This is a genomic window from Lamprocystis purpurea DSM 4197, from assembly GCF_000379525.1.
GTDB lineage: Bacteria > Pseudomonadota > Gammaproteobacteria > Chromatiales > Chromatiaceae > Thiodictyon > Thiodictyon purpureum.
On record NZ_KB902410.1, the window covers coordinates 1 to 4454 of the forward strand.

Below are 4454 nucleotides of genomic sequence, written 5' to 3' on the forward strand. Positions count from 1 at the left end.
TTGAATGCGTTCATCACGTCCTACGCTCTCCGTCAGGGTCATGTCATCATTCCTGCAGTGTGACCAACCGCTGAGCACTTGTCGATGCCTGGGCACGAACGCGTGCGGCGTGCTTCATCATACCCACCCGTGCGTTGAACACCGACCCGGTGCGTCCGGGCAACACGGTTCTTGCATGGGGGATCGGGCGTCATTTCGGGTCAAATTGAACATCCTAGGTCCAGCGCAAGGCGGTCTCTCGACCCACCGCGTCTTCGCCGGACCAGACGGTCTCTCCCTGAAAACGGAGTACACCATGACCCCAGGCCAGGTCCATCGTCGAACCCGTCTCTAACGTCAGTTCGAATTGCAGGCCGTCGGCAGGGCCGATCAATTCTGCCGCCCCCCGTAATTTCTTAGCCATTGCTTGAATCCTTACAAGTCATTGGTGGATTCGGCTTGCTGTTGAAGCTGTTTGAGGATTGATCTCGGTAAAGGCGGGCGGCCTGGCAGGTCGCCGCGCCATGGATATCCGTGGTATGACTCGCCCGGTGCCGTCGGCACCGATTCATAGATGACGCCGCGATACACGCTGTAAATTCGCGCAGGCGAGTCGGCATTCGCGGACTCATAAAATGGAACACCACTGTTCAGCAATGCCTCTGCGGTCCTCTGCTCGATCGAGCTTGGGCATTTACCGATAGGACCCTTGCCGCCCGGCTCGAAGCCCGCGTAGTCCTTGCCCCAACGATGCTTATACCGTCCCTCACCGCGCTCATAGCGCCAGCGCACCTCGCCTTCCGGACAGGTTTGATCATCCAAGGTCATGCGGTGCTGGCCGTCGGGCCATGGGAGACCGTTCTTGGGCGGTTACTGCCGCTGGCGGACTGGCGCCGACGCGCTTTGACGGACATAGTGCCATTGTAGCTCGAATCGGATGTCAGGTTCGGTTCGCGCCCCAAGTGACCAAGCTCCTTGAAGGTCGCCCCGCGTGCCGCCGGGCTCCGCAGATCCAGGGGGCCGGCGCCTGGCGCGAGGGAGTCCGCCAGCAACGCGAGGAGCCGCACCAGGGTGCTCTTGCCCGCCTGATTGAAGCCATACAAGAGGGTCAGCGGCCGGATGTCGATGCTGGTCTCGTCACGAAACGAGCGGTAAGCCTGAAGCTTGAGGGTGAACAACCGGTCAGCGATTGAGACCATGGCAGCGGGAAAAGTGGGGCATCGATGCAGGTGTGTGGCGACGGCCTTTCATTCTACAGCAATCAATCGAACACTCGGCCGAGTTTGATTTCCAATGCGGCGGGCTGGTCTATCGCTTGGATTCTCGGCGGATGGACCGCAGTGGAGTCGGCCAGGCACATACCAGCCTCAAGCAAACTGAGCGATGGCGGCCGAAGGGTGGCCACTCGTGTACGCACTGCCGCCGCTCCTCGGTGCGTCGGCAGAGGCAGGCCTTGGCCGGGACCGGCCCAAGAGGACGCCAAATTGCAGGCCCCCCGACTTGGCACCTTCAGCCATCCGGTCGTTTGGTTGTTCCTCAGGCCGTGCCTGCAACCGCTTCTGCGTATCGGCCAAGGCCAAACCCAGGAGTAGCGCCACGGTCGCACCGAGCACCGGCACGCCCAGCGCCGGCAACGGAACCCACAAGCGCGCCTCACCGTCATGCGCGATCGGCACCGGCTACCGTCCGACATCGTCCTAAGGCGTTATAGCGTTCGCACCTGATATCCACACAGACTTTCGTGTAGGGGCGGGTTTGAAACCCGCCCCTACGTCCGGTAATCACGTCCGAAGGCTATAGGTCCCCTCCGCCGGATCTGCCCCTTAATCCTGCGCTTGGTACTGCCCCAGCGCCACGCGGATCGGCGCCCGCAGCCCTTCCCCGTAATACATCGCCTGGTACTTGGGCATCTGCTTGATGCGGTCGGTATAAAGCCCGACCTTGTCCGCGCCCGCGAAGCTCTTGGCCATCAGCTTGGCGTCGGGCTCATTCAGACGCAGGGCCAGATAATTGGCGACCGTGGTGAATAGCGAGGGATCAAAGTCCTTGGCCTCCTGCGATGCGATCACAAAGGCGATGCCGTACTTGCGGCACTCCTTGACCATGGTCGGAATCAGCTTGAGGCGCGCGGCGCGATGGGCCTCGTCGAAGATCACCGCGTGGGTGATGCGCCCCTGGGTACCGCGGCGGAACATCCCCTGATACAGATTGTGGAGGACGAAGGTCGCGAAGGCGCGCTGCAAGTGCTCGTTCTGCGTGTCGTGGATCGCGATCAGGGAGATGTTGGCGCACCAGATCACCGGCTCGTCGCCCGACTCCCAGTGTCTAAGCAACACCGTCGCTTCGCCCGCCGCCGTCGCCGAGCGGCTTGCGGCTGCATCGACAAGAGGCATCGCACGCTCATGACACCGCTCCGCGGTGTCACGCCTTTCTGAGGCGCTCTGCGCCGAGTGGTCGTGCTCAGTTGGTAGCAGGTCACGGTAAGGCACCGCCGCCCGAGACCCAAGTAGGTCCGTTACACCACGGAAGCAAGGAATACGCGCCAACCAGGCGCGGTTGATCGTCTTCTCCAGGGCCGAAGTCCGGGTGCCGAAGATCTGGCTCCAGCGCCGCACCTTATTCAACGTCGCGCACAGCATTAAGGAGGACCGCTGGTTTACTCTCGGTGAGACAACCCGCTGCGGACTCCTAGCTGGGTCTCACAGGTATCTCAGCGAACCTGGGGAAAGCGTCTTGCTCCGCATCCTCTCAGCCGGAGAAGCCACAGGTAGCGAGCGCCAACAGTGCCGGAACGCGCCACGACAGGTCCGCCATGTCAAACCAGCTAGACAACAACAACGAGATGCCCGCAGAGATCGACTTCTCCGGGACGCAACGGGGGAGATTGTTCCGCGAGGGTACTGTGCTTAGACTTCCGGTATACTTGGATGGCGAGATCCAGAGCTACCTGGGCGCTCGCGCGGATGCCAAGGGAATTTCGTTTGATCGTTTGGTCAATGACCTTCTCAAGAAGGATATCGAGCTGATTGAGGCGTTAAGATAGCTTGCAGGGCGCGATACCTCCGCGCTTTGTTCCACTTGGGGACCTGCTGCAAAAATGAACATTGAGCAACGATATAATTGGAGCCGCCTTAATAAGCAACAGGTTGGGGCGTTTGCCGAGTATTTCGTTAAGATGGAGCTGACGATGTACGGCTTCCAGGTCTATGGGACAGAGGTTGACGACCGCGGCGTTGATTTTATCGCGAGATATGAACAAGGACCATTCATCGAAATACAAGTAAAATCGCTTCGCTCCCATGGCTACGTATTCATGCAGAAGAAGAAATTTCCTCTCAAGCAGAATTTTTATCTCGCACTCGGGCTACTCGAAGAAAACGAGCCACCGAAGCTCTATTTGATTCCATCATTGGCTTGGAAGTCTCAAGACTCACTGCTGGTTGGCCGAGATTACGAAGGTCTTAAGAGTAAGCCCGAGTGGGGAATCAATGTGTCGAGAAAAAATCTGCCTTTACTAGAGGTATACCGCTTTGAACAAGTTGTTTTGCCTCTTCTGGCCAATACGGCAGACTTGATCGTCCCCATAGACGCTTTAGCGTCTCGCTGTTAATCTAATACATTTGGCGCTGGCCGATGCAGCCGAGGAATTATGTCACTTTTTGAAATCACTCTGTCCGGTCTACAGCAGATTCCGCGTGGCTCATTTGCAGTTGAGGGCGTGAAGGAGCGACAAGATCTCCAGCAGTGGCTGCGGATCAACCCGGTAGTCCTCGGCGAGAACCTCTTGATCATTGCCGTAGAATTCGGAAGCTGGGAAGACAGCAAGCGCCGTATCGACCTCTTGGCGCTGGATGAGGATGGCAACCTCGTTATCATTGAGTTGAAGCGCACGGAAGACGGCGGGCACATGGATTTGCAGGCGATCCGCTACGCCGCCATGATTTCGGCAATGCGTTTTGATGACGTGGTTCGCACTTTTGAAGAGTACCTGAAGGTCTATGAGCCAGTCGCCGTAGACCAAGCCCAGGTGCGCATCCGGCAGTTCCTTGGTACACCGGATGACGAGGACGTGCTGATCAGCACTGTCCCGAGAATTCTACTCGTTTCCGCAGATTTCTCGCTTGAAATCACGACGACTGTGTTGTGGCTAATAGACCGAGGAATCGATATTCGCTGCATTCAAATAGCTCCATACAAGATAGGCGAAAAGCTGCTTAGTGAAGGTTCACTAACAAGTTACTCAATTTAGCTCAGGCGGTCTCTGTCTGGTGGCGGCCAGCGATGCGCATTTGGAGTCCAAGGCTTCAGCCTTGGCCGATCCAAGGCTGAAGCTTTGGACTCCAATCGGCCGACGCCTCGGCTGACCGGAACCACGCGCATGGCCGCCATTCACTTGAAAAACCGAGATCCTCCTGCGACCATTGGCGCTGGTTGGTTGGACAGCAGATACGACGATGAACGAATTTGCCGGTTAC

Annotated in this window: 7 protein-coding genes; 3 read left to right on the forward strand and 4 right to left on the reverse strand. The window is 58.1% G+C overall.

Annotated features, from left to right (window positions below; all coding sequences use genetic code 11):
* Positions 1-214 precede the first annotated feature (214 nt).
* The 4 genes from A39O_RS0106510 to A39O_RS0106530 all read right to left on the reverse strand — a co-directional run bounded on the left by A39O_RS0106510 (position 215) and on the right by A39O_RS0106530 (position 2372).
* A complete protein-coding gene (locus A39O_RS0106510; RefSeq protein ID WP_020503885.1) occupies positions 215-403 on the reverse strand; it encodes a hypothetical protein in 189 nt (62 codons plus the stop codon).
* Positions 404-414: 11 nt separating this feature from the next.
* Positions 415-807, reverse strand: a complete 393-nt coding sequence (locus tag A39O_RS0106515) for a hypothetical protein (RefSeq protein WP_020503886.1) — start codon at positions 805-807, stop codon at positions 415-417.
* Positions 804-1178, reverse strand: coding sequence for an AAA family ATPase (locus A39O_RS0106520; RefSeq protein ID WP_020503887.1), 375 nt, complete (start codon positions 1176-1178; stop codon positions 804-806). Before A39O_RS0106520 ends, A39O_RS0106515 begins: the two co-directional genes overlap by 4 nt.
* 624 nt (positions 1179-1802) lie before the next feature.
* Complete coding sequence (locus A39O_RS0106530; protein WP_020503889.1) at positions 1803-2372, reverse strand: ATP-binding protein; 570 nt, start codon at positions 2370-2372, stop codon at positions 1803-1805.
* A gap of 419 nt (positions 2373-2791) precedes the next feature.
* Here A39O_RS0106530 and A39O_RS0106535 point away from each other — a divergent pair, with 419 nt between their 5' ends.
* Genes A39O_RS0106535 through A39O_RS32300 form a run of 3 tightly spaced genes read left to right on the forward strand, consistent with a single transcriptional unit; the run spans position 2792 to position 4228 of the window.
* Positions 2792-3022, forward strand: a complete 231-nt coding sequence (locus A39O_RS0106535; RefSeq protein WP_020503890.1) for a hypothetical protein — start codon at positions 2792-2794, stop codon at positions 3020-3022.
* Positions 3023-3076: 54 nt separating this feature from the next.
* The gene (locus tag A39O_RS32295; RefSeq protein WP_020503891.1) at positions 3077-3589 is read left to right on the forward strand and encodes a hypothetical protein; all 513 of its coding nucleotides are present in this window, start codon (positions 3077-3079) and stop codon (positions 3587-3589) included.
* Positions 3590-3628: 39 nt separating this feature from the next.
* On the forward strand, positions 3629-4228 hold the full coding sequence (locus tag A39O_RS32300; RefSeq protein ID WP_020503892.1) for a hypothetical protein: 600 nt from the start codon (positions 3629-3631) through the stop codon (positions 4226-4228).
* Positions 4229-4454: the final 226 nt, after the last annotated feature.

Excerpts from the sequence above, each read along its gene's own strand:
- A39O_RS32300 (WP_020503892.1), top strand. The coding sequence starts at position 3,629 with ATGTCACTTTTTGAAATCACTCTGTCCGGTCTACAGCAGATTCCGCGT.
- A39O_RS0106535 (WP_020503890.1), top strand. The coding sequence starts at position 2,792 with ATGTCAAACCAGCTAGACAACAACAACGAGATGCCCGCAGAGATCGAC.
- A39O_RS0106510 (WP_020503885.1), bottom strand. The coding sequence starts at position 403 with ATGGCTAAGAAATTACGGGGGGCGGCAGAATTGATCGGCCCTGCCGAC.
- A39O_RS0106520 (WP_020503887.1), bottom strand. The coding sequence starts at position 1,178 with ATGGTCTCAATCGCTGACCGGTTGTTCACCCTCAAGCTTCAGGCTTAC.
- A39O_RS0106530 (WP_020503889.1), bottom strand. The coding sequence starts at position 2,372 with ATGCCTCTTGTCGATGCAGCCGCAAGCCGCTCGGCGACGGCGGCGGGC.
- A39O_RS0106515 (WP_020503886.1), bottom strand. The coding sequence starts at position 807 with ATGACCTTGGATGATCAAACCTGTCCGGAAGGCGAGGTGCGCTGGCGC.
- A39O_RS32295 (WP_020503891.1), top strand. The coding sequence starts at position 3,077 with ATGAACATTGAGCAACGATATAATTGGAGCCGCCTTAATAAGCAACAG.